This window comes from Pseudomonas sp. DE0010 (assembly GCF_007680745.1).
GTDB classification, from domain to species: Bacteria; Pseudomonadota; Gammaproteobacteria; order Pseudomonadales; family Pseudomonadaceae; genus Aquipseudomonas; species Aquipseudomonas parafulva_B.
In genome coordinates this window covers 1-25,441 of record NZ_VEJQ01000028.1, presented here as the reverse complement: position 1 = coordinate 25,441, position 25,441 = coordinate 1, and the positions used below count along the sequence as shown (strand labels likewise).

General features: G+C 61.8%; 24 protein-coding genes and 3 tRNA genes. 6 read left to right on the top strand and 21 right to left on the bottom strand.

Annotated features, from left to right (window positions below):
* Positions 1 to 55 precede the first annotated feature (55 nt).
* Together FS767_RS18710 and FS767_RS18705 are read left to right on the top strand one after the other, a co-directional pair.
* Positions 56 to 685 (top strand): DUF1780 domain-containing protein, encoded by a 630-nt coding sequence (locus FS767_RS18710; protein WP_023533234.1) that lies wholly within the window; start codon positions 56 to 58, stop codon positions 683 to 685.
* 348 nt (positions 686 to 1,033) lie between these two features.
* Positions 1,034 to 2,329 carry an NAD(P)/FAD-dependent oxidoreductase gene (locus FS767_RS18705; protein ID WP_144967357.1) on the top strand — a complete coding sequence of 432 codons (1,296 nt, stop codon included), beginning with the start codon at positions 1,034 to 1,036 and terminating at the stop codon, positions 2,327 to 2,329.
* 36 nt (positions 2,330 to 2,365) lie between these two features.
* On the opposite strand, the gene FS767_RS18700 is transcribed toward FS767_RS18705, so the two are convergent.
* From FS767_RS18700 to rluD, 7 genes are all read right to left on the bottom strand, one after another.
* Positions 2,366 to 3,412, bottom strand: a complete 1,047-nt coding sequence (locus FS767_RS18700) for an FAD-binding oxidoreductase (protein WP_144967355.1) — start codon at positions 3,410 to 3,412, stop codon at positions 2,366 to 2,368.
* A 122-nt stretch (positions 3,413 to 3,534) separates the two neighbouring features.
* Positions 3,535 to 3,610, bottom strand: a tRNA-Lys gene (locus FS767_RS18695).
* Between the two features lie 6 nt (positions 3,611 to 3,616).
* A tRNA-Pro gene (locus tag FS767_RS18690) sits at positions 3,617 to 3,693 on the bottom strand.
* Between the two features lie 4 nt (positions 3,694 to 3,697).
* Positions 3,698 to 3,773 (bottom strand) — tRNA-Asn (locus tag FS767_RS18685).
* A 471-nt stretch (positions 3,774 to 4,244) separates the two neighbouring features.
* Positions 4,245 to 6,809, bottom strand: a complete 2,565-nt coding sequence (clpB, locus tag FS767_RS18680; protein WP_023533276.1) for an ATP-dependent chaperone ClpB — start codon at positions 6,807 to 6,809, stop codon at positions 4,245 to 4,247.
* Positions 6,810 to 6,982: 173 nt separating this feature from the next.
* Positions 6,983 to 7,723, bottom strand: coding sequence for a peptidoglycan editing factor PgeF (pgeF, locus tag FS767_RS18670; protein WP_144967351.1), 741 nt, complete (start codon positions 7,721 to 7,723; stop codon positions 6,983 to 6,985).
* Complete coding sequence (gene rluD, locus FS767_RS18665) at positions 7,720 to 8,682, bottom strand: 23S rRNA pseudouridine(1911/1915/1917) synthase RluD (protein WP_023533229.1); 963 nt, start codon at positions 8,680 to 8,682, stop codon at positions 7,720 to 7,722. Before rluD ends, pgeF begins: the two co-directional genes overlap by 4 nt.
* A gap of 147 nt (positions 8,683 to 8,829) precedes the next feature.
* Here rluD and FS767_RS18660 point away from each other — a divergent pair, with 147 nt between their 5' ends.
* Both FS767_RS18660 and FS767_RS18655 read left to right on the top strand, forming a co-directional pair.
* Positions 8,830 to 9,849, top strand: a complete 1,020-nt coding sequence (locus FS767_RS18660) for an outer membrane protein assembly factor BamD (protein WP_058603159.1) — start codon at positions 8,830 to 8,832, stop codon at positions 9,847 to 9,849.
* A 94-nt stretch (positions 9,850 to 9,943) separates the two neighbouring features.
* Complete coding sequence (locus FS767_RS18655) at positions 9,944 to 10,174, top strand: PP0621 family protein (protein WP_023533255.1); 231 nt, start codon at positions 9,944 to 9,946, stop codon at positions 10,172 to 10,174.
* Between the two features lie 8 nt (positions 10,175 to 10,182).
* On the opposite strand, the gene thiO is transcribed toward FS767_RS18655, so the two are convergent.
* Genes thiO through FS767_RS18630 form a run of 5 tightly spaced genes read right to left on the bottom strand, consistent with a single transcriptional unit; the run spans position 10,183 to position 13,003 of the window.
* Entirely contained in the window at positions 10,183 to 11,280 is a 1,098-nt protein-coding gene (gene thiO, locus FS767_RS18650) for a glycine oxidase ThiO (RefSeq protein WP_144967349.1), read from the bottom strand.
* A gap of 56 nt (positions 11,281 to 11,336) precedes the next feature.
* Positions 11,337 to 11,723: a type IV pilin protein gene (locus FS767_RS18645; RefSeq protein ID WP_144967347.1), complete on the bottom strand. Its 387-nt coding sequence runs from the start codon at positions 11,721 to 11,723 to the stop codon at positions 11,337 to 11,339.
* Between the two features lies 1 nt (position 11,724).
* Entirely contained in the window at positions 11,725 to 12,189 is a 465-nt protein-coding gene (locus tag FS767_RS18640; protein WP_144967345.1) for a hypothetical protein, read from the bottom strand.
* Complete coding sequence (locus tag FS767_RS18635; RefSeq protein ID WP_144967343.1) at positions 12,186 to 12,824, bottom strand: PilW family protein; 639 nt, start codon at positions 12,822 to 12,824, stop codon at positions 12,186 to 12,188. Before FS767_RS18635 ends, FS767_RS18640 begins: the two co-directional genes overlap by 4 nt.
* Complete coding sequence (locus tag FS767_RS18630; RefSeq protein WP_144967341.1) at positions 12,821 to 13,003, bottom strand: prepilin-type N-terminal cleavage/methylation domain-containing protein; 183 nt, start codon at positions 13,001 to 13,003, stop codon at positions 12,821 to 12,823. Before FS767_RS18630 ends, FS767_RS18635 begins: the two co-directional genes overlap by 4 nt.
* 109 nt (positions 13,004 to 13,112) lie before the next feature.
* Between FS767_RS18630 and FS767_RS18625 the strand changes: the two genes are divergently transcribed.
* Complete coding sequence (locus tag FS767_RS18625; RefSeq protein WP_144967339.1) at positions 13,113 to 13,610, top strand: GspH/FimT family pseudopilin; 498 nt, start codon at positions 13,113 to 13,115, stop codon at positions 13,608 to 13,610.
* A gap of 36 nt (positions 13,611 to 13,646) precedes the next feature.
* Here FS767_RS18625 and ispH read toward each other — a convergent pair whose 3' ends face one another.
* The 6 genes from ispH to murJ form a co-directional block, all read right to left on the bottom strand.
* Positions 13,647 to 14,594 (bottom strand): 4-hydroxy-3-methylbut-2-enyl diphosphate reductase, encoded by a 948-nt coding sequence (gene ispH, locus FS767_RS18620; RefSeq protein ID WP_144967337.1) that lies wholly within the window; start codon positions 14,592 to 14,594, stop codon positions 13,647 to 13,649.
* A 14-nt stretch (positions 14,595 to 14,608) separates the two neighbouring features.
* Positions 14,609 to 15,046, bottom strand: coding sequence for an FKBP-type peptidyl-prolyl cis-trans isomerase (gene fkpB, locus FS767_RS18615; RefSeq protein WP_058603168.1), 438 nt, complete (start codon positions 15,044 to 15,046; stop codon positions 14,609 to 14,611).
* The gene (gene lspA / locus FS767_RS18610; protein ID WP_058603169.1) at positions 15,039 to 15,554 is read right to left on the bottom strand and encodes a signal peptidase II; all 516 of its coding nucleotides are present in this window, start codon (positions 15,552 to 15,554) and stop codon (positions 15,039 to 15,041) included. The genes fkpB and lspA overlap by 8 nt, the downstream gene beginning before the upstream one ends.
* The gene (ileS, locus tag FS767_RS18605; RefSeq protein ID WP_144967335.1) at positions 15,547 to 18,378 is read right to left on the bottom strand and encodes an isoleucine--tRNA ligase; all 2,832 of its coding nucleotides are present in this window, start codon (positions 18,376 to 18,378) and stop codon (positions 15,547 to 15,549) included. The genes lspA and ileS overlap by 8 nt, the downstream gene beginning before the upstream one ends.
* Complete coding sequence (gene ribF / locus FS767_RS18600; protein ID WP_027915689.1) at positions 18,375 to 19,325, bottom strand: bifunctional riboflavin kinase/FAD synthetase; 951 nt, start codon at positions 19,323 to 19,325, stop codon at positions 18,375 to 18,377. Before ribF ends, ileS begins: the two co-directional genes overlap by 4 nt.
* 118 nt (positions 19,326 to 19,443) lie before the next feature.
* Entirely contained in the window at positions 19,444 to 20,982 is a 1,539-nt protein-coding gene (gene murJ, locus FS767_RS18595; RefSeq protein WP_144967333.1) for a murein biosynthesis integral membrane protein MurJ, read from the bottom strand.
* 250 nt (positions 20,983 to 21,232) lie between these two features.
* On the opposite strand from murJ, the gene rpsT reads away from it, so the two are divergent.
* A complete protein-coding gene (rpsT, locus tag FS767_RS18590) occupies positions 21,233 to 21,511 on the top strand; it encodes a 30S ribosomal protein S20 (protein WP_023533220.1) in 279 nt (92 codons plus the stop codon).
* 129 nt (positions 21,512 to 21,640) lie between these two features.
* Here the strand turns inward: rpsT and FS767_RS18585 are convergent, their stop codons facing one another.
* Genes FS767_RS18585 through FS767_RS18575 form a run of 3 tightly spaced genes read right to left on the bottom strand, consistent with a single transcriptional unit; the run spans position 21,641 to position 25,203 of the window.
* Positions 21,641 to 23,941, bottom strand: coding sequence for a PqiB family protein (locus tag FS767_RS18585; protein WP_144967331.1), 2,301 nt, complete (start codon positions 23,939 to 23,941; stop codon positions 21,641 to 21,643).
* On the bottom strand, positions 23,934 to 24,557 hold the full coding sequence (locus tag FS767_RS18580) for a paraquat-inducible protein A (protein WP_144967329.1): 624 nt from the start codon (positions 24,555 to 24,557) through the stop codon (positions 23,934 to 23,936). The genes FS767_RS18585 and FS767_RS18580 overlap by 8 nt, the downstream gene beginning before the upstream one ends.
* Positions 24,544 to 25,203 carry a paraquat-inducible protein A gene (locus FS767_RS18575; RefSeq protein ID WP_144967327.1) on the bottom strand — a complete coding sequence of 220 codons (660 nt, stop codon included), beginning with the start codon at positions 25,201 to 25,203 and terminating at the stop codon, positions 24,544 to 24,546. The genes FS767_RS18580 and FS767_RS18575 overlap by 14 nt, the downstream gene beginning before the upstream one ends.
* Between the last annotated feature and the right edge of the window lie 238 nt (positions 25,204 to 25,441).

The following is a 25,441-nucleotide window of genomic DNA, read 5'->3' as shown; positions in this document are numbered from 1 at the left end:
GATTCAAGGCGCGATCAACACCGGATCGTCATCAAATTACAGCTAAGCTTGCTTCATGGATGATTCCGATTACCTGCGCCTGCTGACCATCCAGGCCGAACAAGCCAATGCGTTTCTGTCCAATGCCCGCAAATGGGAGCGTGAGCGTTGGGTCTGCCAGCGCCTGCTGCAAGGCCTGAACATCGCGTATCGCAACGACGACTTCACACCCGCCGGCCAGGAGCCGCCTGACGTATTGTTCCGCGATGCGGCCTTCGAGGTGTTCTTCGTGCTGGACGAGGGTCGCCGGCTTAACGATGAATGGCGAGAAGAGCTGCAACGCAGGCGCAGCGCCTTTTCACTGGCGCAACTGGTACGACGCGAAGCGCGCCCTCGCCGCATCAGTGCCACCGAGTTGCTGGGCAGGCTGGCACCTACCCTGCGCAAGAAAGCGCACAACTACCGTGAACGCGGGCTGGACCTGAACGAGCTGGACATCATTGCCTTCGCCAGCCTCAAGCGCGAGGTGCTGGACCTCAACACCCACTTCCCGCCGCCCACCGAGTATTTGCGCCAGGGCTGGCGCTCGCTGTCGCTGGTCGGGCCAACCTTTGCCCGGGTGTTATTCGCTCACCCGGATGCGCCGGACTTTCTACGCGGCAACCTGGGGCGCAGTATCGTCTTCGACGTGGGAATCAGTCTTTGATCCTGTGCAGTGATCGTTTGCGATGACGTACACTCGGCGGCGCGGATAGAAAGCATTATCATTTGTTACAGCCGCGTGAGCGATCACTGTAGCGTTTGCCCCTGCACGAACGTCTATCCGTAGAGGCCCAGCATGACCCACTGCCTGAACCCTGCGTGTCAGCCAGTGTCGATGATGACCTGCGAGCCCGGGGGACACTGTGTCGAGCACCTCACTACCCCGTCGTCCTGGATCAGGCGCCTATTGAGTGGACCGGAGCTATGAGCTGCCTTGCGCTCGCCCTCCCCTCATGCCTCGTGCGGCAGGCCCGTTGGGCCAAGAATTCCGTAAACCTTATGAGATATCCCCATGACTCATCGCATCGTGATTGTCGGCGGCGGCGCCGGCGGCCTGGAACTGGCGACCCGCCTGGGCAAGACCCTGGGCAAGCGCAAGCATGCTGACATCACCCTGGTGGACACCAACCTTACCCATATCTGGAAACCGCTGCTGCACGAGGTGGCCGCCGGCTCCTTGAACTCCTCCGAAGACGAACTGAACTACGTGGCGCAAGCCAAGTGGAATCACTTCAATTTCCAACTGGGGCGCATGAGCGGCCTGGAGCGTGAGAGCAAGCGGATCCAGTTGGCTGCCACGCTCGATGAAGACGGCCGCGAGCTGCTGCCCGCGCGTACCCTTGCCTACGACACCCTGGTCATTGCCGTGGGCTCGAATACCAACGACTTCGGCACCTTGGGTGCGGCGCAGCATTGCCTGTTCCTGGACACGCGCAAGCAGGCAGAGCGCTTCCACCAGCAACTGCTCAACCATTACCTGCGCGCCCATGCAGGCGATGTGGCCAGTGAAAAGATCAGCGTAGCCATCGTCGGTGCAGGTGCCACGGGCGTGGAGCTGGCTGCCGAGCTGCATCACGCGGCCCATGAACTGGCGGCCTACGGCCTGGACCGCATTCAACCGAAAGACATGCACATCACCTTGATCGAGGCAGGCCCGCGCGTGCTGCCGGCATTGCCGGAGCGCATCAGCGTGCCCGTACATCAGACCCTTGAGAAGCTGGGGGTGAAGGTAATGACCAACGCGGCCGTCAGCGAAGTGACGGCCGAAGGTCTCAAGACCAAGGACGGCGAAGTGATCCAGGCCAGCCTGAAGGTCTGGGCAGCGGGCATCCGGGCGCCGGGTTTCCTGAAGGAGATCGATGGCCTGGAGACTAACCGCATCAACCAACTGGTCGTACGGCCCACCCTGCAAACCACCCGTGATGACGATATTTTCGCCTTCGGTGACTGCGCCGCCTGCCCGCAGCCAGACAGCGATCGCAACGTACCGCCCCGGGCGCAGGCGGCCCACCAGCAGGCGTCGATGCTGGCGCAGAGCATCAAGGCGCGCCTTGAGAACAAACCGCTGCCGACCTACCAGTACAAGGATTATGGCTCGCTGGTGTCGCTCTCGCGCTTCTCGGCCGTGGGTAACCTGATGGGTAACTTGATGGGCAGTGTGAAGCTCGAAGGCTGGCTGGCAAGGATGTTCTACGTGTCGCTGTATCGTATGCACCAGATGGCGTTGTACGGTTTCTTCCGCACGGCCCTGATGATGCTGGGCAGCAAGATTGGTCGCGGCACTGAACCACGGCTGAAGTTGCACTGACCTGGCTGCTGGCCGGGTGCTCTCGCAGGCGCCCGGCTAGCGTCGCGTTCGAACGATTTCCTCGGCTGCCAGACGGCCGAGGTGGGGCGCAAGCACGATTCCAGGATGTGCCACCAAGGCGTACACCCCCTCGACGCCAGGAAGGTAACCCATCACAGGCTTGCCTTCCGGGGTCATCGGTCGGTGCCCGATACTGACCGCGCGCAGCGAAAGCGCCGTGGCGCCGATGAACATCTGCCGGATGGCTTTTGTGGTGCGCTCGACCAAGGCTGGCAACCCTGCCTCACCCTCGGCAGGCGCTTCTTCGGCGCAGGCCACGCCCCCTTCCAATGCCGGGCGTAACTCCAAGCCATTACCGTACACCAGGTGCCGCACTACACCGGCTGGCGCCGCGAAGCGCATCAGCACAGCAGGCCGGGTAAGCAAGGGCAAGGGCAGACCGACACCTGCTGCAAGGCCGATTGCGGCACTGGCATTGGCCAGCACCACGGTATCGGCGGCGTAGGTTTGCGTTGCGCACCTGGCGGCCGTCACGCGTCCGTTGTGCGTCTCTATGCCATCGACCCGCCGGCCGTATAGAACCTCTGCCCCGGCTTGCTCGGCGCCGCTCAACAGCATTTTCGCCAAGGCAACAGGTTCCACGGCAAAATCGTCCGGCGCCCAAGCGGCCAGTGCGGGTGGCGTGATCATGCACGGCTCAAGGGCGCTTATCTGCTGGGCGTCCAGTGGTTGAAGGTTTACGCCGGCAGAACGTTGCTGGTCAATGAGGGCGGCCGTTTGCGCATCGTTGTCCAACCACACCATGGCGCCACGGGCGGCAATCGGCAAAGGCCCGAGGTCAAGCGCCAGCCGGTTGAAGTCGGCGATGGCCTGCAATGTGGAGGAAAATGCCGCCGGGTTGTCCGATGCACTGGCGCTGGCAGTGCCTACCCAGCCATATGACCAACGGGTAACGCCACTGGCGGCTCGAGACCCTTGCTCCAGAACAGTGACCCGAGCACCGAGCCTTGCAAGGTGCCACGCAATGGAAGCACCCATGATGCCTCCACCCACGACCACGACACTTGATGTGTTGGCTCCCATGCCAATAGGTCCCCAGACTGCGAAAGACACAGGCCAGAATAGCGGATTTGCGGGAAAACACAGGGCTTAGAAAAACCGAGGCAAAAGAAAAAGGGCATCTCATTCGAGATGCCCTTCTTACATGGTGGGTCGTGTAGGATTCGAACCTACGACCAATTGGTTAAAAGCCAACTGCTCTACCAACTGAGCTAACGACCCGGAAAATGGTCGGGGTGAGGGGATTCGAACTCCTGACATCCTGCTCCCAAAGCAGGCGCGCTACCGGACTGCGCTACACCCCGAGATTGGCTCCGCGACCTGGACTCGAACCAGGGACCCAATGATTAACAGTCATTTGCTCTACCGACTGAGCTATCGCGGAACTGAACTTCGGTACAACCTTACATCTTCGAAGCTTGTGTTAACTTCGGTCTCTTTGGCTATCCGCTTTCGCGTTATCGCTGCTGAGGCCGGCTATTCTACATTCTTCGTTTTGCTTGTCAACCACTTTTTTTCATTCAACTTACTGATTTCTAAGTTGTTTTGCGGTCACCGGTGTTGCTGGTGATTCGCTTAGTGCCTGACAACGCGGCGTATATTAGGGCCACTCGATTGATCATGCAAGCATAAATTTCAAAAATTTCAGCAAGTTATCTTGGATTAGCGCAAATGCCCGGATTTACGGGGGTTGGCTGGGCTCGTCGATGACAGCATAAGGGTTGTCGGGGCCGCTTTGCGGCCCATCGCGGCACGAGGCCGCTCCTACCCTGACCGCACATTAGGATTTGGAGCGACACTGCCGGGGCGCCGGACCAGCCGCAATGGGCCGCGAGACGGCCCTAACAACTTAACGTCACGCAAAGACGATCTCGTCGCCTTCCACCGTGGCAGTGATCGCCGTACCTGGCACGAACTTGCCCGACAGGATCAACTGCGCCAGCGGGTTTTCGATCCAGCGCTGAATCGCACGCTTGAGCGGCCGCGCGCCATACACCGGGTCGTAACCCACTGCGATCAGCTTGTCCAGGGCCTGCGGGCTCAAGCTCAGCGAAAGCTCGCGCTCCATCAGGCGGCTGCGCAGCCGTCCCAGCTGGATCTCGGTAATGCCGGCGATCTGCTCGCGGCCCAGCGGTTCGAACACCACCACTTCGTCGATCCGGTTGATGAATTCGGGACGGAAGTGCGCCCCCACCGCATCCATCACGGCAGCACGCTGTGCCTCGCGGTCGCCCACCAACTCCTGGATCTGTGCCGAGCCGAGGTTGGACGTCATCACGATGACCGTATTGCGGAAGTCCACGGTTCGACCGTGGCTATCGGTAAGGCGTCCGTCTTCCAGTACCTGCAACAGCACGTTGAACACGTCGGGGTGAGCCTTTTCTACCTCGTCGAGCAGCACCACCGAGTACGGCTTGCGGCGCACGGCCTCGGTCAGGTAACCGCCCTCCTCGTACCCCACATAGCCTGGTGGTGCACCGATCAGCCGCGCCACGGAGTGTTTCTCCATGAACTCGGACATGTCGATACGCACCATGGCCTCCTCGGTATCGAACAGAAATTCGGCCAGCGCCTTGCACAGTTCGGTCTTGCCCACGCCGGTCGGGCCGAGGAACATGAACGAGCCGCTGGGCCGGTTAGGATCGGACAAGCCTGCCCGGGACCGGCGCACCGCGTTGGCCACGGCGGTAACGGCCTCGCTCTGGCCAATCACGCGCTGGTGCAGCAGCGCTTCCATTTTCAGCAGCTTCTCGCGCTCGCCTTCCAGCATCTTGGACACAGGGATGCCCGTCCACTTGGAAACCACTTCGGCGATTTCTTCCTCGGTCACCTTGTTGCGCAGCAATTGGTTATCGGTCTTGCCGTGCTGGTCGACCATCTGCAGGCTGCGCTCCAGGTCCGGGATTACCCCGTACTGCAGCTCAGCCATGCGGCTCAGGTCGCCTTTGCGGCGGGCGGCCTCGAGCTCCTGGCGCGCTTGCTCGATCTTTTGCTGAATCTGGGCCGAACCCTGCACTTCAGCTTTTTCCGACGCCCAGATCTCTTCGAGGTCGGAATATTCACGCTCAAGGCGCTCGATTTCCTCGGTCAACTTCTCCAAGCGTTTCTTGGCAGCCTCATCCTCTTCTTTCTTGAGCGCCTGGGACTCGACCTTAAGCTGGATCAGACGGCGGTCGAGACGGTCGAGGACCTCAGGCTTGGAGTCGATTTCCATCCGAATACGGCTGGCTGCCTCGTCGATCAGGTCGATGGCCTTGTCAGGCAACTGGCGATCGGTAATGTAGCGGTGGCTGAGCTTGGCCGCCGCGATGATGGCGCCGTCGGTGATGGCCACCTTGTGGTGCACTTCATAGCGTTCTTTCAGGCCACGCAGAATAGCGATGGTGTCCTCTTCGCTAGGCTCCTCCACCAGTACCTTCTGGAAGCGACGCTCCAGGGCCGCATCCTTCTCGATGAACTGGCGGTACTCGTTCAAGGTAGTGGCGCCTACGCAATGCAGTTCACCACGGGCCAGGGCCGGCTTGAGCATGTTGCCCGCATCCATGGCACCCTCGCCTTTACCGGCGCCGACCATGGTGTGCAGTTCGTCGATGAACAGGATCACCTGCCCTTCCTGCTTCGACAGTTCGTTGAGCAGGCCTTTGAGGCGCTCTTCGAATTCACCCCGGTACTTGGCGCCGGCAATCAGGGCCCCCATGTCCAGGGCGAGCAAACGCTTGCCTTTCAGGCCATCTGGCACTTCACCATTGATGATGCGCTGGGCGAGGCCTTCGGCAATGGCGGTCTTGCCCACGCCGGGCTCACCGATCAGCACGGGGTTGTTCTTGGTACGGCGTTGCAACACCTGGACGGTGCGGCGGATTTCGTCGTCACGGCCGATCACAGGGTCAAGCTTGCCTTCTTCGGCACGCTTGGTCAGGTCGACGGTGTACTTGTCCAGTGCCTGACGCGATTCCTCGGCGTTGGCATCGTTCACGGCCGCACCACCGCGCAGGTTGTTGATGGCGTTCTCCAAGGCTTTCTTGCTCACGCCCTGGCTGAGCAGCAACTTGCCCAGCTTGCTGTTCTCGTCCATGGCCGCCAGCACGACCAGCTCGCTGGAAATGAACTGGTCACCCTTTTGCTGGGCCAGGCGGTCTGCCTGGTTGAGCAGGCGCGCCAGATCCTGCGACATGTTCACATCGCCCGTGGGGTTCTGGATTTTCGGCAGTTGGTCAAGCTCCTTGACCATCGCCTGACGCAGGCTATTGATGTCGAAGCCGACCTGCATCAGCAGTGGCTTGATAGAGCCACCCTGCTGTTCGAGCAAGGCCTGGAGCAAGTGGACAGGCTCGATGGCGGGGTGATCCATGCCAACGGCCAGGGATTGCGCATCGGATATTGCAAGCTGGAGCTTGCTGGTCAAACGGTCTATTCGCATGATGTACCTTCCTGTAAAGGGCAGGTCGGAGCGATGGACAGCGCCTGTTTATGAAGAAACCTGCCTGAGATGTCTTATAGATAAGGCTGATTCTGGAAGATTCAAGCGTAGCGGGGTTGACGGAAGTCAAGCTGTTGGATTTGCACCGGTGTAAGGGCAGGTGCAGCCCATTGCTAGCGCGGCGCCAGCCACACCAAGGAAGCGAAACGCCCACCTTGCGGGGTACGCCGGTAGGAGAAGAACCGCTCGTCGCTCACCGTGCACAAGCCGCCACCGTAAACAGCCGTGACCCCACGGGCTGCCAGGCGAATACGGGCCAGGGCGTAGATATCGGCCATCAGCTTGCCGGGGCGTTTGCCGTCGACGAATGCCCGCGCGGCCTCCGGGTGCACCGCAGTAAAGGCATCACGCACTTCCAGGCCCACTTCGAAGGCCTGGGGCCCAATCGCCGGGCCCAGCCATACCAGCACCTGAGCCGGTGGTACGTCAAAGCGATCCAGGGTGGCTTCCAGCACGCCCCCGGCAAGCCCGCGCCAGCCCGCATGGGCTGCCGCCACCTGCGTACCGGCCTGGTCACAAAACAGTACAGGCAGGCAATCGGCGGTCATCACCGTGCAGGCGATGCCTGGCCGGTCGGTCCAGCTGGCATCGGCTTCGACCACGCGGGACGGGTCCGCATCGGCGACGGCCAAGCCGTGCACCTGCTTGAGCCAGGCGGGCTGGATGTCGAACTCGCCGCTCAGGCGCAGGCGGTTCTGGGCAACGGCCGCAGGGTCGTCCCCCACATGGTCACCCAGGTTGAAGGTATCGAAAGGCGGCAGGCTGACGCCGCCCTGGCGGGTGGTGACGCAGGCGCGAACCGAGGCTGGCGCAGGCCAGTCCGGCGTCAGCAGCGACTGCGTCAGGCCACTCATCCGATGAAACTCTCGCGATCCTGGTTGAGCAGCGACAGCAGCCAGACGAAATCATCGGGCAGTGGCGATTCCCATTCCATGCGCTCGCCCGTCGCCGGGTGCACCAGTGCCAGGAAGCGTGCGTGCAGGGCCTGACGCGGGAAGGTCTTGACCGCTTCGACCATGGTCGGGCTTGCCGCAGGCGGGATGCGGAAGCGCCCGCCGTAGGTCTGGTCACCGACCAGGGGGAAGCCGACGTGGGCCATGTGCACGCGAATCTGGTGGGTACGGCCGGTTTCGAGCTTGACCCGCACGTGAGTGTGCGACCGGAAACGCTTGAGCACACGGTAGTGGCTGACTGCTGGCTTGCCACCGTCTGTGACAGCCATGCGCTGGCGCATGCCGCCGTGGCGACCGATGGGGGCGTCGATCTTGCCACCAGCAGTGACCACGCCCACCACGATGCATTCGTAGATACGGCTGACCGAACGCTTCTGCAACTGGTCCACCAGGTGGGTTTGCGCCTGCAAGGTCTTGGCCACGACCATCAGGCCGGTGGTGTCCTTGTCCAGGCGGTGGACGATGCCGGCACGTGGCACGTTGATGATGTCGGGCACGTGATGCAGCAAGGCGTTGAGCAAGGTACCGCTGGCATGGCCGGCAGCCGGGTGCACCACCAGGCCCGCAGGCTTGTTGATGACCAGGATCTGGTCGTCTTCATAGACGATGTCCAGCGCAATGTCCTCGGCCTCCCATTCGCCCTGGGCTTCCTGCTCGGCTTCCAGGGCCAGCACGGCACCGCCATGCACGGTGTCACGCGGGCGCAGGACAGCACCGTCGACCGTCAGACGGCCATCTTTGATCCAGGCCGTCAGCCGCGAGCGCGAATACTCGTCGAACAATTGGGCGGCGACCTGGTCGAGGCGTTGACCGCCCAGTTCGGACGGGACCTCTGCGCTAAGTTGAATGATCTCGGACATGCTCGATTCAGTGGGCGCACAGCCTTTGGTTTCAGCTGCGAGCTTGTGGTTAAATACGGCTTCTTTTGTCCCGGGGTTGGCCGGGGCGCTCATCATAACAGGACGGCCCCGCCCAAGACAGCGGCCGTCAAAGGGACGCAAGCCGCCATGCAAGTGAAACACCTGCTGCTGATCGCCATCCTCGGGCTCACCGCGGCCTGTTCCTCTAATAAGGAAGTCATCGACGAGAACCTCAGCGAGGCCGAGCTGTATCAGCAGGCCCAGGCTGACCTGGACAATTCCAGCTACACCAGCGCCGTGAACAAGCTCAAGGCCCTGGAGTCGCGTTACCCGTTCGGCCGCTATGCCGACCAGGCGCAGCTGGAGCTGATCTACGCCAACTACAAGAACTCGGAGCCGGAGGCTGCCAAGTCGGCTGCCGAGCGCTTCATCCGCCTGCACCCGCAGCACCCGAACGTCGACTACGCCTACTACCTCAAGGGCCTGACCTCCTTCGACCAGGACCGTGGCCTGCTGGCGCGCTTCCTGCCGCTGGACATGACCAAACGCGATCCGGGCGCGGCACGCGACTCGTACAACGAGTTCGCGCAGCTCACCAGCCGTTTCCCCAACAGCCGTTACGCCCCGGACGCCAAGCAGCGCATGATCTACCTGCGCAACCTGCTGGCCTCCTATGAAATCCACGTGGCCGACTACTACCTCAGCCGTCAGGCATACGTGGCTGCCGCCAACCGTGGCCGCTACGTGGTCGAGAACTTCCAGGAAACGCCTTCGGTTGGCGACGGCCTGGCGGTGATGGTCGAGGCGTACCAGAAGATGCACCTGGACGACCTGGCTGCCACTAGCCTTGAGACCCTGAAGCTCAACTACCCGGACCACCCGAGCCTGGCCGATGGCGAATTCCAGCCCAAGCAGACCGAGTCTGACGGTCGCGGCTGGCTGTCCAAGGCTACGCTGGGCCTGATCGAAACCGACACCCCGCTGCCACCGGGCCAGACCCGCGCCAACCAGGACGTGATCAAGCAGTTCCAGGATGCGCGTGACGAAATGCCCAAGGAGCTGCTGCCCAAGGACGAAAACGGCGACCCGATCGAGCCACCAGGGCCCAAGGAAGCCGACAGCAACCGCTCCTGGTTCAGCTACATGACCTTCGGTCTGTTCGACTGATTCAGGCGTTGCATGAAAGGGAGGTCCTGGACCTCCCTTTTTTATTGCCTGCGCCCTAGACTGTCATCCTCTTTCATTCGACAAGCTGAACACCATGGTTCGCCTACTTTTCTGGATCGTCCTGATCGCCGCCGCGTTCTGGCTGTGGCGCAAATTCAAACTCAGCCAGCAACCGCGTCAAGAGGCCAAGCTCGATGCGCCTCTGAAAATGGTTCGCTGCGCGCATTGCGGCGTGCACCTGCCCACCGACCAGGCACTGGCGCAGGGCAACACCTGGTATTGCAGCCAGGCGCACTTGCAACAGGGGCCTGGCCGTCAGGGTTGATCAGGCGGTTAGCCAAGACGCCCATCAGGGGCGTAGGGTGCCGGGTCGATGATGGGCTCAGCGCCATTGAGCAAATCGGCCAGCAGTTGGCACGAGGCTGGCGCCAGCACCAGCCCGTTTCGGTAATGGCCGCAGTTCAGCCATAACCCATCAAAACCTGGCACCGGCCCGATAAACGGAACGCCTTCAGGCGAACCTGGCCGTAGCCCGGCCCAGTGGGCCACCACGGGCGCGCCATCCAGGCCGGGCAGCAGATCCACCGCCGATGCCTTGAGGCTTGCCAGCGCCTGATCGGTGGGGGTCTTGTCGTAGCCGGCATGCTCCAGCGTGCTGCCTACCAGAATGTGCCCATCCCGGCGCGGAATTGCATAACGGCCTTTGGCAAGCACCATGCTTGGCAGAAAATCCTCAGCGCATTTGAACAGGATCATCTGCCCTTTCACCGGCTCGACCGGAAGCTCAAGGCCCAGGTGGCGTAGCAGTTCGCCGCTCCAGGCGCCGGCACTGAGTACGACTTCGTCGGCGGCCAGCTCGCCTTCGGCGGTGCTCACCCCAACAATACGACCGTCCTGCTGCACAAAACCCGTGATCTGGCAGTGCTCACGCACACTCACATTGGGTAATGCCAGCAACGCTGCCTTCAGCGATTTGACCAGGCGTGGGTTGCGCACATTGGCCACGCCTTCCATGTAGAGGGCCCGCTTAAAGCCTGGCCCCAGCACAGGGACTGCCTCGTACACCGCCGAAATGTCCACGGCGCTCAGCGGGCGCTGCTCACGGCCCGCCCAAGCCAAGGCCTGGGCTTGATCATCCAGGTCGAGCCAGTAGAGCCCGGTGGTATGCACTTCAGGGTCCAGGCCTGTGCTGGCGAACAAGCGCTCGCCCAGCTGTGGATAAAAGTCCTGCGACCAATGTGCCAGGGCGGTCACTGCCGGGCTGTAGCGCCACGGATACAGGGGTGAGACGATACCGCCCCCGGCCCAGGATGACTCGCGACCTACCTCGCCCTGGTCGCATATCACCACCTGGTCAACGCTCGCCGCCAGGTTGAATGCCGTCAGCAGGCCAATGACCCCGCCACCGACCACCACTACTTGCTTGCTCATCTGTCGATTCAACACCTGAAGTAAAAAACCGCGATGCACCGGGCACCTGTGACCGTTCAGCCTCCCCAGCAGCGCGCGCTGTCGCTGGCGCCGTGGTTGCGCCCTACCCCAGCTTGATCAAGCTCGAAATCGCCACAGCGGTCTTCGGCCATGAGCCCTGTGGGCAAACGTCGGGCACGCAGGGTGAAGGTCTGGTCCTCGCGCAGCGCTTGCAGGCTGTAGTAGCGGTTGCCCGAAGGCAGACTCGGGTCGCCTTCGGCATACTGGCCAGTAAGCAAGCGATGGCGTTCCAGGCGCAATGCGGCATCTTGCAACAGGGCGACCACCTCGTGATGCGCTGCCTGCCGCAGGTGGTCGTTGTAACGGGGGTAGGCAATGGCTGCCAGAATGCCGGTGACGGCCAGCACAATCAACAGCTCGATCAGGCTAATGCCTTGCTGCATGTCAGTCTCCTCTGAATCTTTGTCGCCACGCCATGCGGACAAGCTCACCGCCATCGTTGGCATACACCGCTTCCACTGCCTGCCGCGGATGACTTCGCTGGCTGACCGCGGTGACCCGGAAAACTGTCACTGGCCGCCCCATCGGGATAGCCACGGCGCGTTGCGTAGTACCCAGGTTCTGCACCTGAAAAAAGCCTTCCGGCCCGGTCTGCCAGGCCCCGGCCAGGCGATGAGGCTGCTCAGGCGGTAGACACACTTCACACGGCGGTGGCGGCGCCTGCACGATCGATTGCCTGCCAACCGCCAATGTGGCTTCGGCCTGCTCGAAGGCCAGCTGACCTTCTTTGAACAGGCCTACCATTTGCGTTTCAACGGCGGCTGCACGTAGCGCCGAAGTGCTCAGCACCCCCAACAAAAGGCTCAGCACCAACGCCAACAGCAGCACCACCCCCCGCTCGCGTGTCATGGCTCGCCCCCGTTGCGGCGGGCCACGCTGACAACGTACTGCTGCTCCAGCGCCAACAAAGGGTCGAACAGATTCAAGTGCAGGTCGATGCGCTGGCCATCGTCCGCAGCCACCACGTGCAGACGGCGCACATGCTCAAGCAGGGGCTGGGTGCTGCTGCCACGGGTGAAGTACAGGGTATCGTCCCTGACGGCGTAACGATGCCGGGTGATGGGGATGGCCATCAGCGGCGCGGCGGCGTGGACATGTCCACGATGTACCTTGACGTATCCGACGCAGTCAGTGAGTAGGGTCCATTGGGGCTTGAGCGAATGGCCCGGAAGGTCGGCCACTACCACCGTAAGGCTTGATTCCTCGACTGCCAGTGGTCGGCTAAAGGCGGCAAGGGTGTCGCTGTCCGGCAGATCGGCGGGCTCTAAGCGCAGGCAGCCGAACATGCCAGCCATGCGGACGTCCTGGGCCATGCGCAACAGGGCCAGCCGTGCATCTTCCTGCATGCGCAGCGCAGCCCCTTGCAACTGCCACGCCCGGTGGGCAGAGGTGAACAACTGGCTGGCGCCGGCCAACAGCATCAACCCGAGTGCCAGCACCAGCAGCAGTTCGAGCAATCCGACCCCGTTTTGCCGAAGCCTCATGGCAGCGCCTGCTCATGTGCACTGGCAGATGCCAGCACCCCCTGCACCTGCTGCCGAGCGTCATGCGTGGCCTGCAAAGCCTGCATGTGCAGCGCCGCTGCGGCAAACATGCCAACGGCAATCACCACCATGGCCAACAGCGTTTCCAAGAGCGTCATGCCCCGTTGCGTTACCTGCATCCCTGCAGCTCCTGCGACTTTTCATGCGTTGTCGATGTACGCCTGCCACTGGAAGGGTGACCCCGCGTGCGTGAGGCTAAAGCCAAGCACGTCCAAGGAGAAATGCACGGTGAAGCAACAGGGAGTAACACTGATACAAACGGTGTCGGCGCTGGCGGTGCTCGCTGTCCTGACGCAGCTTGGGGCGCCTGCTTACGTCAAGCTCAGCGATGACCTACACCGTGCTGCCGTCACGCGGGACTTGGCGCAAACGCTGCGTAGCGCACGCGGGCACGCCATGCTGTTGGGTGAGGATGTGCGGGTGCAGGCGCTCGACGATGCGTGGGGCAACGGATGGCGAGTGATGCTGGAGAAGGATTCGCGGGTGCTGCGTGAGCAACGCCTGCGCCGGCCTCTGCAGATCGCCGCGAACCTGGGTACGACGATGACGTTCACGGCCATGGGCCTGCCAGTCAACCCTGCCGGCAACTGGCTGGCGGCGACTTTCGAGGTATGCACGCGCTCAGCCGGCATCAGCCAGCATCAAGTGGTGATGGCGTCCAGCGGCAGGGTCCGGGTATCGAATGAAATCCGCGCTAGTCGAAGGTGCACAGGTGCTGGGGCCTGAGCGTTCATGGATAAACGCTCAGGCCCGCGCAGGCGATCAGATCAATGAGCGCACACGCAGCTCTTTGGGCATCGAGAAGGTGACGTTCTCTTCACGCCCGTCCAGCTCTTCGGCGCCCGTAGCGCCCCATGCCTTGAGCTGTTCGATGACGCCGCGCACCAGCACTTCCGGCGCGGACGCGCCTGCGGTGATGCCGATGCGGTCAACCTGGTCGAACCAGGCCCGCTGCAGGTCTTCAGCACCGTCGATCAGATGGGCCGGGGTGCCCATGCGCTCGGCAAGTTCACGCAGGCGGTTGGAGTTGGAACTGTTGGGGCTGCCGACCACCAGGACCACATCACACTCGTCGGCCAGTTGCTTCACGGCATCCTGGCGGTTTTGCGTGGCGTAGCAGATGTCGTCCTTGCGAGGCCCGCCGATGTTGGGAAAGCGCGCACGCAGCGCGTCGATCACGCGGCTGGTGTCGTCCATCGACAGGGTAGTTTGCGTCACGAATGCCAAGTGGTCAGGGTCTTTCACCTGCAGATTGGCCACATCGTTCTCGTCTTCTACCAGGTAGATGGCCCCGCCGTTGCTGGCGTCATACTGCCCCATGGTGCCTTCGACTTCCGGGTGCCCGGCATGGCCAATCAGGATGCACTCACGGCCATCGCGGCTGTACTTGGCCACCTCGATGTGCACCTTGGTAACCAACGGGCAGGTGGCATCGAACACCTTCAGGCCGCGCCCACCGGCTTCCTGGCGCACGGCCTGGGAAACCCCATGGGCGCTGAAGATGACGATGACATCGTCCGGTACCTGATCGAGCTCCTCGACGAAAATGGCGCCACGGCTGCGCAGGTCTTCGACGACGAACTTGTTGTGCACCACTTCGTGACGCACATAGATGGGCGGGCCGAACACTTCCAGCGCGCGGTTGACGATTTCGATTGCCCGGTCGACCCCCGCGCAGAAGCCGCGCGGGTTGGCGAGTTTGATTTGCATGATCGGCTCCAGGCCTACAGGGCCTTCACCTCGAGGATCTCCACCTCGAAGGTCAGGGTCTTGCCAGCCAGTGGGTGATTGAAGTCGATGGTCACCTGATCGTCGTCGAAGGCCTTCACCACGCCCGGCAGCTCGGCGTTGGCGGCGTCCTTGAAAATGATCAGCAAGCCATCGGACAGCTCCATGCCTTCGAACTGAGACCTCGGCATAACCTGCACATTCTGTGGGTTGGGCTGGCCGAAGGCGTTCTCCGGGGCAACCTCCACGGTACGCTTGTCGCCAGCCTTGAAACCGAATAGCGCGGCCTCGAAGCCCGGCAGCAGGTTGCCGTCGCCCACCTTGAAGGTGGCAGGTGCCTTGTCAAACGTGCTGTCGACCGTGTCACCGTTTTCCAGGTGCAGGGCGAAATGCAGGGTGACTTCGGTGTTCTGGCCGATACGAATGTCAGTCATGGACCGGCTCCTCGGATTTCTTGCTCTTGAACATATCCAGCGCCAACATGATTGCGCCGACGGTGATGGCGCTGTCAGCCACGTTGAAGGCCGGGAAGTAGTGGCGGTTCTGCCAGTGCACCAGGATGAAATCGACCACATGGCCCAGCACGATGCGATCGTAGAGGTTGCCGATGGCACCGCCCAGTACCAGGGCCAGCGCTACGGCCAGCCAGGTTTCATGACGACCGAGGCGCTTGAGCCACACCACCAGCACTGCGCTGACCACCACGGCGATCAGGGCGAACAACCAACGCTGCCAGCCGGCGCCATCGGCCAGGAAACTGAACGCAGCGCCGGTGTTGTAGGCCAGGGTCCAGCTGAAGTAGTCGGGGATGACGACAATTTGCTGGTACATGGTCAGGGCGTTGTTGAAGTACAGCTTGGTGGCCTGGTCGACGACCAGGACCAGCACGCTCAGCCACAGCCATGCGAGGCGCCCGAAGCGCCCCGCTGCAAGGTTAGGCATAGTGGCGCACCTCGCCGGAGCCGGTCAGGTTTTCCACACAGCGACCGCAGATTTCCGGGTGCTCCGGATGGCTGCCGACGTCTGCACGGAAGTGCCAGCAACGGCCGCACTTGGTGTAGCCGGACTTGACCACTTTCAGCTTGAGGCCTTCCACTTCGGTCGCCACCGCCTCGGCAGGCGCTTGCGCGAACGGCACAACGCTGGCAGCCGAGGTGATGAGCACGAAGCGCAGCTCGTCGCCCAGCTTGTTCAGGTCGGCGCTCAGGGCCTCGTCCGCATACAAGGTGACCTCGGCCTGCAGGTTGCCGCCGATGACCTTGGCGGTCCGCTGGTTTTCCAGTTCCTTGTTGACCGAAGCCTTGACCGCCATGACCCGATCCCAATAGGCGCGATCGAGTTCGGTGCCTTCCGGCAGCTCGCTCAGGCCCTCATACCAGCCATTGAGCATGACCGACTCGTTACGCTCACCCGGCAAGTACTGCCAGATTTCGTCGGCGGTGAAGGCCAGGATCGGCGCGATCCAGCGCACCAGCGCCTCGCTGATGTGGTACAGCGCGGTCTGGCAGGAGCGACGGGCGACGCTGTTGGCACCCGTGGTGTACTGGCGATCCTTGATGATGTCGAGGTAGAAACCACCCAGCTCCTGCACACAGAAGTTGTGCACCTTGGAGTAGACGTTCCAGAAGCGGTACTCGCCGTAGTGCTCTTCCAGCTCGCGTTGCAGCAACAGGGTGCGGTCCACCGCCCAACGGTCCAGGGCCAGCATGTCCTGCGGCGCCAGCAGGTCGCGGGCCGGGTCGAAGCCGGTCAGGTTGGAGAGCAGGAAGCGTGCGGTGTTGCGAATACGCCGGTAGGCATCGGCGCTGCGCTGCAGGATCTGCTCGGACACTGCCATTTCGCCGGAGTAGTCGGTGGCAGCTACCCACAGGCGCAGGATATCGGCACCCAGGGTGTTGTTGACCTTCTCGGGCTCGATGGTGTTGCCCAGCGACTTGGACATCTTGCGGCCGTTCTCGTCCACCGTGAAGCCGTGGGTCAGCAGCTCGCGGTACGGCGCGTGGCCGTCGATGGCGCAGCCGGTCAACAGCGACGAGTGGAACCAGCCGCGGTGTTGGTCGGAACCTTCCAGGTACAAATCGGCGCGGGGGCCGGTGGCATGGCCGATGTCGTGGGAGCCGCGCAGTACATGCCAGTGCGTGGTGCCGGAGTCGAACCATACGTCCAGGGTGTCGGCGATCTTGTCGTACTGCTCGGCTTCGGCGCCCAGCAACTCGGCGGCATCGAGCTTGAACCAGGCCTCGATGCCCTGTTGCTCGACGCGCTTGGCAACCTCTTCCATCAACTCGACGGTGCGTGGGTGCAGCTCACCCGTCTGCTTGTTCAGGAAGAACGGGATAGGCACGCCCCAGTTGCGCTGGCGCGAGATGCACCAGTCAGGCCGGTTGGCGATCATCGAGTGCAGGCGTGCCTGGCCCCACGCCGGGACGAACTTGGTGTCCTCGATGGCCTTGAGGGCACGCTCGCGCAGCGGTTCACCGTCGCGTGGCTGTTTGTCCATGCCCACGAACCACTGTGCGGTGGCACGGTAGATCAGCGGCGACTTGTGACGCCAGCAGTGCATGTAGCTGTGGCTGATGGTCTCAGTGTGCATCAGCGCACCGACTTCGCCCAGCTTCTCGACGATGGCCGGGTTGGCCTTCCAGATGAACTGCCCGCCGAAGAACGGCAGCGATTCGACGTACACCCCGTTGCTCTGTACGGGCGTGAGGATGTCATCGTTGACCATGCCGTAGCGCTTGCAGGTCACGAAGTCGTCTTCACCGTAGGCCGGCGCGGAATGCACCACGCCAGTGCCTGCGCCCAGTTCGACGTACTCGGCCAGGTAGACCGGCGAGAGGCGGTCGTAGAACGGGTGACGGAAGTTGACCAGTTCAAGGGCCGAGCCTGGAGCGGTGGCGATCACCGAACCCTCAAGTTCATAGCGCTTGAGGCAGGACTCGACCAGCTCTTCGGCCAGGACCAGCAGGCGCTCGCCGATGTCGACCAGGGCGTACTGGAATTCGGGGTGAACGTTCAGTGCCTGGTTGGCAGGGATGGTCCACGGGGTGGTGGTCCAGATCACGATGGCGGCCGGCTTTTCGAGTGCCGCCAGGCCGAAGGCTGCGGCCAGCTTGGCGTCATCGGCGACAGGGAACGCCACGTCGATGGTCTGCGACTTCTTGTCAGCGTATTCGACTTCGGCCTCGGCCAGTGCCGAGCCGCAATCGAAGCACCAGTTCACCGGCTTGAGGCCCTTGAACACGTAGCCCTGCTTGACCATCTCGGCCAGGGCGCGGATTTCACCGGCCTCGTTGGCGAAGTTCATGGTCTTGTAGGGGTTGTCCCAATCGCCCAGCACGCCCAGGCGAATGAACTCGGTCTTCTGCCCTTCGATCTGCTCGGCAGCGTACTCGCGGCACAGCTCGCGGGTACGGTCGGCGGTCAGGTGCTTGCCGTGGGTGACTTCGACCTTGTGTTCGATCGGCAGCCCATGGCAGTCCCAGCCCGGCACGTACGGCGCATCGAAGCCGGCCAGGGTCTTGGAACGGACGATCATGTCCTTGAGGATCTTGTTCAGCGCATGACCGATGTGGATCTTGCCGTTGGCATAGGGCGGGCCGTCGTGCAGGACGAACTTGGGACGATCCTTGCCAATCTCGCGCAGCTTCTGGTACAGGCCAATGCTGTCCCAGCGCTGCAGAATCTGCGGTTCGCGCTGAGGCAGGCCGGCCTTCATGGGGAAGGCGGTGTCCGGAAGGTTTAGCGTGGCTTTGTAGTCGGTCATTTCAGGCTCTTGGTTAGCGGTTGAGCGTGCCAATGTGCACGTGCGGCGGCGATATCCGCATCGATCGCCGACTTCAGCGCCTCCAGGGAGGCGAATCGCTGCTCTTCACGCAGCTTGTGGTGGAACACCACCGTCAGGCGGCGGCCATAAAGGTCACCGGCATAGTCCAGAAGATGGATTTCCAGGTGCGGGCGTCCGTCACCGGCAACGGTAGGACGCACGCCAATGTTGCCGACACCCGCCCAGGCCTTGCCATCGATCTCGATACTGGCCAGGTAGACCCCGGCCAACGGTACACGACGCCGCTTGAGTTGGATGTTGGCGGTGGGTGTGCCGAGCTGGCGGGCCAGCTTCTGGCCATGCAACACGCGGCCGGTGATGCTGTACGGGCGGCCCAGCAGGTGCTCGGCCAGCTCGAAGTTGCCTTGCGCCAGCGCCTTGCGCACCTCGGTGCTGCTGACCCGCAGGCCGTCCTGGATCACGGTGTTGGCGGCTTCTACGGTAAAACCATACTGCGCGCCTGCCTGGACCAGGAAGGCGAAATCGCCTTTACGGTCACAGCCAAAGCGGAAGTCGTCACCCACTTCAAGATGCTGCACGCCCAGGCCATCGACCAGGATGGTCCTGACGAAGTCGTCGGCGTCGAGCTCACCCAGGCGCTGGTTGAAGGCCAGGCACAACACGCGGTCGATGCCCTCCCCGGCCAGCAACGCGATCTTGTCGCGCAGCCGGGCCAGGCGGGCCGGCGCGGTGTCAGGCGTGAAGTACTCACGCGGCTGCGGTTCGAAGATTACCACGCAGGTCGGCAGGCCCAGGGCCTGGCCGCGCTCGCGCAGGCGCGCCAGGATTGCCTGGTGGCCACGATGTACCCCGTCGAAGTTGCCAATGGTGGCGACACACCCCCGGTGTTCGGGGCGCAGGTTGTGAAGACCTCGAACCAGCTGCATAACGCGCTTCTTGCTCATAAAGTGGCCGATTATAACCACACCCGGGCGCCGGTGACAGGCAGCAGCGCCTTGGGGTGGCGTGGATTGCGAAAAACCGACGCCTGACGCGCCCGCCGCCTCAGTGCAAGGCTTTGCGGGCGAACTGCCGAGGCCGGAAACCGCACAGGTACAGGCAACCAAAGTAGGTGACGACGCCCGCCATGATCAGCGCCATCAACCGCATCAGTCGCTCAAGCATGTTTCCCTCGACCCAGGCCGGCAGGTAGTGCATGCCGGCCAACAGGACACCGGACATCAGGCCTGCCGCCAACACCAGCTTGAGCAGAAACACGGCCCAGCCCGGTTGCGGCTGGAACAGCTGCTGGGTGCGCAGTTTCCAGAACAGCAAGCCGGCGTTGAGGCAGGCGCCAAGGCTGATGGCCAGGGCCAGTCCGGCATGCGCCAGCGGGCCGATGAGCACAAGGTTGAACAGTTGCGTGCAGGCCAGGGTGAAGACGGCGATCTTCACTGGCGTGCGGATATTTTGCTGCGCATAGAAGCCCGGCGCCAGCACCTTGACCATGATGATTGCCAGCAGGCCAACGGAATAGGCGATCAGCGCCTGCTGGGTCATGGCCGCATCGGTCGCGCTGAATTTGCCGTACTGGAACAGGGCCACGGTCAGCGGCTCGGCAAGGATCGCCAGCCCCAGCGTACACGGCAGCACCAGCAAAAAGCACAAGCGCAGGCCCCAGTCGAGGATGCGCGAGTACTCTTCCCGGTCCTTGTTGGCGTAAGTCTTGGCCAAGGTCGGTAGCAAGATGGTGCCCAAAGCGACGCCCAGGACACCAGACGGCAGTTCCATGAGCCGGTCTGCGTAATACATCCAGGAGACGGAACCTGCCACCAGGAACGAGGCGAAAATAGTATTGATGATCAGCGATATCTGGCTCACCGAGACGCCGAGGATGGCAGGGAGCATCTGCTTGAGCACCCGCCACACGCCGGCATCTTTCAGGTTCAGCCGCGGCAACACCAGCATGCCGATCCTTTTCAGGGCCGGAAGCTGGTAGAGCAGTTGCGCCAGGCCACCGGCCAGCACCCCCCAGGCCAGCGCCATGATCGGCGGATTGAAATACGGCGTGAGCAATACGGCGAACACGATCATCGCCACGTTGAGCAAGGTCGGCGTGAAGGCCGGCACGCTGAAGCGGTTCCAGGTGTTGAGGATGGCGCCCACCAGCGATGACAGCGAGATTAGCAATATATAAGGAAAGGTGACCCGCAGCAGATCGGTGGTGAGCTGGTATTTCTCGGCGTTGTCGACGAAACCAGGCGCCGTGGCCCACACCACCCAGGGTGCGGCCAGTATGCCGATGCACGTCACAACGGCCAGCACCAGCGTCAGCAAGCCGCTGACGTAGGCCACGAAAGTACGCGTGGCCTCTTCGCCCTGCTGGCTTTTATATTCGGCAAGAATGGGCACGAATGCCTGGGAGAACGCCCCTTCGGCAAAGATGCGGCGCAGCAGGTTGGGTAGCTTGAATGCAATGAAAAAGGCATCGGTGGCAACGCCGGCGCCGAAAATACGCGCCAGGATGGTGTCGCGGACAAAGCCCAACACCCGCGAAATCATGGTGATCGAGCTTACCGCAGCCAGGGATTTGAGCAGGTTCATCGAAAAGATTCACGCCAATGACAGAGGACGCTGCCAGAGCGCGCCCGAATGTGCGATACTCCCGCGCCTTCGCAGGGGAGCCAAAAATTCCCGAGTGTACAGGTCGCGCAGCAGAAAGGAATCTTTCCCGCTTGTTGGCGCACCGCTCGGCGGAACCTTGCAAGTGGCCTTGACATCCGCCCGACTGATCGGCATGATTCGCGGCCTATTTTGTTTGCTATTTACCTAAAGTCTTTCGAGGAGCTCGACGGTGGCCAACTCACCTTCCGCCAAGAAACGTGCAAAACAGGCTGAGAAGCGTCGCAGCCACAACGCCAGCCTGCGTTCCATGGTCCGCACCTACATCAAGAATGTAGTTAAAGCCATTGACGCAAAAGACGCCGAAAAAGCGCAAGCCGCTTACGTTCTGGCTGTACCTGTAATCGACCGTATGGCCGACAAAGGTATCATCCACAAGAACAAGGCTGCTCGTCACAAAGGCCGTCTGAATGGCCACATCAAGGCGCTGAAAGAAGCTGCAGCTGCCTAAGCGACGCGCTAGTCAAAAAACCGACCTCAGGGTCGGTTTTTTTATGCCTGCGTTTTGTGAGTTGCCAGGCTCGCGGCTCAACCCACGCTCTATAAAGTGGCAGGGCCGCATGGCGGCCCTGCCCTTGTATCACTTGGCGATCTGGATCTTGGGTGCCCACTGCAGCCAATCGTCTTCGGCTTTTTCGAACAGCGGGAAGGTTTGCCTTGGCCGAGCCGGGGTGCCCATGCGTTCACCCTCGGGCGTCGCGAAGGCGATACCGCCATCGATCAGTGTTTCCAGCGACTCCGTGCGCACGGTGGCGCCCTTGAACAAGCCCCAATCGAAGCCGAAGCCGCTGCTGTTCCAGAAGCGGCTGCCGCTACGTACCAGGCTGGCATAACGTGGCTCGATCAGAATGTGGATCAACACCCTGTCGGCACTCTGCCCCAGCTCGACATCGGTCACCTTGCCCACCGCCACCTCGCGGAATGTCACGGGCACACCGGGCTTGATGGAGCCTAGCCGAGGTGCGCTGAGGGTCACTGGCAAACCCACTTCGGGCCCCGCAACCTCGGGCGCTTCGGCCAGTGCGATGAAGTCACGCTGAGGGCCCCTGTCCTTGACCGCAGGCTGTACCTCCAGGTACTGCCCGCCTACCAGCGTGTCGAGGTTTTCGGTGCGCACCAGGCCGAAGGATGGCTTGACCACCCAAAACTGAGTGCCGGCACGGGCAATGCGCTCTGCCGCTTCGGTAATACGCGCCTTCAACAGCACTGCCTGCATGTCCTTGGTAAGGTCCACACTTTCCACACTGCCCACATCCAGCCCACGGAAGCGTATGGCGGTGCCTGGCTTGAGCCCATCGGCACGTTCCACACGGATGGTGATAAGGGTACCGGCGCGGTTGGCTGCCTCCTGGCTCTCATGCAAACGGAAACGCGGGATATGGCGCTTTAGCGGCACATTGGGCCGTGGCGTGTCGAAGGCAATGCCGCCTGCCATCAAGGTCTGCAGGGATTCACTCTTGATCTTGATGCCGGACAGGCCACCGGTGAGGGTAATACCACTGGCGTTCCAGAACCGTGTCGAGCCGTTTACCAGTTTTTCGTATTCTTTCTCGATGTGAACACCGATCAGAATGCGGTTGCTGTCACGGGCGAACTGATAGCTTTGCACGCTACCTACCTTCACCTGCTTGAAGGTTACGGGGCTACCTACTTCCAGGGAGCCCAGGGTATCTGCGAACAGCACCATGTGCAGGCCCGGCGCCTTCAGGTCCAACGGCGGCGCCTTGGCGCGCGCTTCGAACTCGCGTTCAGGTCGAGCGCCTTTCTCACCAGGGCGGATGGCAATGTAGTTACCCTTGACCAGCGCTTCCAAGCCCGTGATACCCGCCAGGGAAATGGAAGGCTTGACCACCCAGAACTGGGCGCCCTCTACCAGGTAGTCTTCAGTCAATGGATCCAGCGTCAGCTCGGCGGTCGCGCTGGAAAGGTTGTCTTCCATTTTCAGGGTCTTGAGAGAACCCACCTGGATACCTTTGTACATGACGGGCGTACGGCCTGCCTGCAAGCCCTCGTAGTCGCTCAGCTTCACCTTTACCCGAATACCGGCCTGGGCTGCATCGAAGTCCTCGTACAGGCGAAATGGCAGGCTTGGGTCAGTGGGCGGGCTGTCCTTGCGGTGCTCTGGCGTGGCAAAGGCGATGCCGCCGGCGACGATACTCGACAGCGACTCGCTGCGCACCTTGACCCCCGACAGCGAGGCATCGATGCTGACGCCGCTGGCGTTCCAGAAGCGCGTGTGCTTGCGCACCAGACTCGCATAGGCCGGCTCAATGAAAATCTTCACCTCGACCGTGCTCTGGTCTTCGGAAAGCCGGTAACTCTTCACGCGGCCGACCTGGATTTGCTTGTAGAAGATCGGGCTGTCTTTATTGAGCGACCCCAGGCGCTCGGCCTTGAGGGTAAGGTGCAAACCAGGCTCGGAATCCGACAGGGGCGGTGCCACCTTGAGCGCGGTGAACCGCTTGGTGGGCTCCCCTTCTCCAGGGCTGACGGCAATGTAGTTACCAGACACCAACGTCTCGAGGCCGGAAATGCCTGCCAGGCTGACGCTCGGCTTGACCAGCCAGAAACGCGTGCCCTTGTTCAGATGCCCTTCGGCCGCCTGGTTCATCTCGATGGTAGCGATGACACCCTGATTCTCGCCCTCGGCATCCAGCACCAGGCTCTTGACCTTGCCGACCGGCATGCCTTTGTAGATGACTTCAGTCTTGTTGGCGACGATGCCTTCACCCGACTCGAAACGCACCTCGATCTGCACGCCGGCCTCACGGTAGGCCTGCCATGCGAGCCAGCCTCCGATCATCAGCGCGATCAGGGGCAGGATCCAGATGGCCGACCAGTTGGAGGCAGGGCGGGTTTTAGCCGTTGGCAGGTCACTCATGGTCGTCATCCGACTCCGTGTTATCCCAAATCAGTCGGGGATCGAAAGTCAAAGCAGCAAGCATTGTCAGGATCACCACAGTTGCGAAGGCGACAGCGCCCAGATTGGCTTCGACATTGGCTATCCTGCCGAAATTCACCACTGCCACCAGAATGGCGATGACGAATATGTCGAGCATGGACCAACGTCCTATGAATTCGATGAAACGGTACATCCAGATCCGTTGACGCGCCGACAGGGGCTGCCTGCGCTGCACGGAATACAACAGCAGGCCGATCCCTACCAGCTTGAACGTAGGCACGAGGATACTGGCCGTAAATACCACGGCCGCAATCGGTACCATGCCGTGCTTGAGCAGGGCAACGACGCCCGACATGATGGTGTCGGGCGTGCCTTGACCGAATGAGCTGACGGTCATGATCGGCAGCACGTTGGCCGGAATATAAAGAATGGATGCAGCGATGAGCAGCGCCCAGGTGCGCATGATGCTGTTCGGTCGACGCGGATGCACCCTGGCACCGCACCGCGTGCAGGTTTGGGATGCGTCACCTGTGGCTTGCCTGTTCAGTTCATGACACTCGTTGCAGACAACGATACCTGCATCAATCGCCCGCATGCGGGTCCTCCCCCGATAACGCACTCCAGACTTGGTGCGGTGACATGACGACCTCCAGCCAGACCTGAATCAACAGCAGGCTGATGAAGCAGAACAGCCCAACCCCTACGGTAAGTTCTGCCAGGTCCACCAATTTGACGATAGCCACGAGCACGCCCATGAAGTAGACCTCGAGCATGCCCCAGTCACGCAAGTGGTGATAGGTCCTGTACAGCAACAAGCCTAGCCTGCGCCCTGTGTTAAGCCGAATCGCCAGCAAAACGACCAGCTGACACATCAGTTTTGCCAGCGGTATCGCCATGCTGCACAGGAAAACCACGATGGCCACCCCCTGCATGCCCGAATCGTACAACCCCAGTACGCCGCTCCAGACGGTGTCGTCCGATGTCTGACCTAGCAGATGCAACTGCATGATCGGCAGGAAATTGGCTGGGATGAACAGCGCGAGCGCCGTCAGCACCAACGCCAGGCTGCGATTGACCACATTATGCCGGTGCGCATAGAGCTCGTAGCCGCAGCGTGGGCAAAGCGCTTTTTCACCGGGGTGGATCGCAGGTTTGCGTAAGAGTAGATCGCATTCATGGCATGCGACCAGGTCTTCGAGTGGCAGATCAGCCAGCGTTTCTGGCTCGACGGGGTTGGACATAGGACGCTTCTGAGTAAGTGCGTGGGGTTATTCTAGTGATCTTATGGAGGGCGGCATAGGCTGGAGATACGGCTTCGAATGGCCGGGCGATCAAAATGCGGGCTCCTGACGAACAGGGAGGGGTTCTTTGAGCGACAAGCAGGCTTGGAAAAATTTTGACGCCCAAAGACAAAACCCCTACCTGCATGCGCAGATAGGGGTTTTGCGAAATGAATCTTGACGATGACCTACTCTCACA

Excerpts from the sequence above, each read along its gene's own strand:
- FS767_RS18585 (WP_144967331.1), bottom strand. The coding sequence starts at position 23,941 with ATGAGTGACCTGCCAACGGCTAAAACCCGCCCTGCCTCCAACTGGTCG.
- FS767_RS18630 (WP_144967341.1), bottom strand. The coding sequence starts at position 13,003 with ATGCAGGTAACGCAACGGGGCATGACGCTCTTGGAAACGCTGTTGGCC.
- fkpB (WP_058603168.1), bottom strand. The coding sequence starts at position 15,046 with ATGACTGACATTCGTATCGGCCAGAACACCGAAGTCACCCTGCATTTC.
- FS767_RS18655 (WP_023533255.1), top strand. The coding sequence starts at position 9,944 with ATGGTTCGCCTACTTTTCTGGATCGTCCTGATCGCCGCCGCGTTCTGG.
- FS767_RS18580 (WP_144967329.1), bottom strand. The coding sequence starts at position 24,557 with ATGCGGGCGATTGATGCAGGTATCGTTGTCTGCAACGAGTGTCATGAA.
- thiO (WP_144967349.1), bottom strand. The coding sequence starts at position 11,280 with ATGAGCAAGCAAGTAGTGGTGGTCGGTGGCGGGGTCATTGGCCTGCTG.
- FS767_RS18645 (WP_144967347.1), bottom strand. The coding sequence starts at position 11,723 with ATGCAGCAAGGCATTAGCCTGATCGAGCTGTTGATTGTGCTGGCCGTC.
- rluD (WP_023533229.1), bottom strand. The coding sequence starts at position 8,682 with ATGTCCGAGATCATTCAACTTAGCGCAGAGGTCCCGTCCGAACTGGGC.
- FS767_RS18635 (WP_144967343.1), bottom strand. The coding sequence starts at position 12,824 with ATGAGGCTTCGGCAAAACGGGGTCGGATTGCTCGAACTGCTGCTGGTG.
- FS767_RS18700 (WP_144967355.1), bottom strand. The coding sequence starts at position 3,412 with ATGGGAGCCAACACATCAAGTGTCGTGGTCGTGGGTGGAGGCATCATG.
- clpB (WP_023533276.1), bottom strand. The coding sequence starts at position 6,809 with ATGCGAATAGACCGTTTGACCAGCAAGCTCCAGCTTGCAATATCCGAT.
- murJ (WP_144967333.1), bottom strand. The coding sequence starts at position 20,982 with ATGAACCTGCTCAAATCCCTGGCTGCGGTAAGCTCGATCACCATGATT.
- FS767_RS18640 (WP_144967345.1), bottom strand. The coding sequence starts at position 12,189 with ATGACACGCGAGCGGGGGGTGGTGCTGCTGTTGGCGTTGGTGCTGAGC.
- FS767_RS18710 (WP_023533234.1), top strand. The coding sequence starts at position 56 with ATGGATGATTCCGATTACCTGCGCCTGCTGACCATCCAGGCCGAACAA.
- FS767_RS18705 (WP_144967357.1), top strand. The coding sequence starts at position 1,034 with ATGACTCATCGCATCGTGATTGTCGGCGGCGGCGCCGGCGGCCTGGAA.
- ispH (WP_144967337.1), bottom strand. The coding sequence starts at position 14,594 with ATGCAAATCAAACTCGCCAACCCGCGCGGCTTCTGCGCGGGGGTCGAC.
- FS767_RS18660 (WP_058603159.1), top strand. The coding sequence starts at position 8,830 with ATGCAAGTGAAACACCTGCTGCTGATCGCCATCCTCGGGCTCACCGCG.
- ribF (WP_027915689.1), bottom strand. The coding sequence starts at position 19,325 with ATGCAGCTGGTTCGAGGTCTTCACAACCTGCGCCCCGAACACCGGGGG.
- ileS (WP_144967335.1), bottom strand. The coding sequence starts at position 18,378 with ATGACCGACTACAAAGCCACGCTAAACCTTCCGGACACCGCCTTCCCC.
- FS767_RS18575 (WP_144967327.1), bottom strand. The coding sequence starts at position 25,203 with ATGTCCAACCCCGTCGAGCCAGAAACGCTGGCTGATCTGCCACTCGAA.
- lspA (WP_058603169.1), bottom strand. The coding sequence starts at position 15,554 with ATGCCTAACCTTGCAGCGGGGCGCTTCGGGCGCCTCGCATGGCTGTGG.
- pgeF (WP_144967351.1), bottom strand. The coding sequence starts at position 7,723 with ATGAGTGGCCTGACGCAGTCGCTGCTGACGCCGGACTGGCCTGCGCCA.